1 protein-coding gene is annotated in these 1,088 nt (G+C 53.1%); it reads right to left on the reverse strand.

All coding sequences use genetic code 11. The features are described from left to right. Positions 1-2: 2 nt before the first annotated feature. The coding region (tuf, locus tag FDX01_RS18485) for an elongation factor Tu (protein WP_117344063.1) at positions 3-1,088 on the reverse strand (1,086 nt) is incomplete at its 5' end.

The following is a 1,088-nucleotide window of genomic DNA, read 5'->3' on the forward strand; positions in this document are numbered from 1 at the left end:
AATTAGCTCAGAACTTTAGCAACAACGCCCGCACCAACAGTACGGCCGCCTTCACGGATTGCGAAACGCAGACCGTCGTCCATCGCGATCGGGTGGATCAGGGTAACAACCATTTTGATGTTGTCGCCCGGCATTACCATCTCTACGCCTTCCGGCAGTTCGATGGTACCAGTCACGTCAGTAGTACGGAAGTAGAACTGCGGACGGTAGCCTTTGAAGAACGGAGTATGACGGCCGCCTTCGTCTTTGGACAGGATGTAAACTTCAGATTCGAACTTGGTGTGCGGCTTGATAGAGCCCGGCTTAGCCAGTACCTGACCACGTTCGATTTCTTCACGTTTGATACCACGCAGCAGAACACCAACGTTCTCACCAGCACGGCCTTCGTCCAGCAGTTTGCGGAACATTTCAACGCCAGTACAGGTAGACTTAGCAGTCTCTTTGATACCAACGATTTCAACTTCTTCGCCAACTTTAACGATACCGCGCTCTACACGACCGGTAACAACAGTACCACGGCCGGAGATGGAGAATACGTCTTCGATAGGCAGCAGGAACGGCTTGTCAATCGCACGCTCTGGTTCCGGGATGTAAGAATCCAGGTAGCCAGCCAGTTCAACGATTTTAGCTTCCCACTCAGCTTCGCCTTCCAGCGCTTTCAGAGCAGAACCACGAACGATCGGAGTATCGTCGCCCGGGAAATCGTACTGAGACAGAAGTTCACGAACTTCCATTTCTACCAGTTCCAGCAGCTCTTCGTCATCAACCATGTCGCATTTGTTCAGGAACACGATGATGTACGGAACGCCAACCTGACGACCCAGCAGGATGTGCTCACGAGTCTGCGGCATCGGGCCGTCAGTCGCAGCAACAACCAGGATCGCGCCGTCCATCTGCGCAGCACCGGTGATCATGTTTTTAACATAGTCGGCGTGGCCCGGGCAGTCTACGTGTGCGTAGTGGCGAGACGGGGTGTCATATTCAACGTGAGAAGTGTTGATGGTGATACCACGTGCTTTTTCTTCCGGTGCGTTATCGATCTGATCGAATGCACGAGCAGAACCGCCGTAGGTTTTAGCCAGTACGGT

This window comes from Citrobacter sp. wls613 (assembly GCF_005281195.1).
GTDB lineage: Bacteria > Pseudomonadota > Gammaproteobacteria > Enterobacterales > Enterobacteriaceae > Citrobacter > Citrobacter gillenii.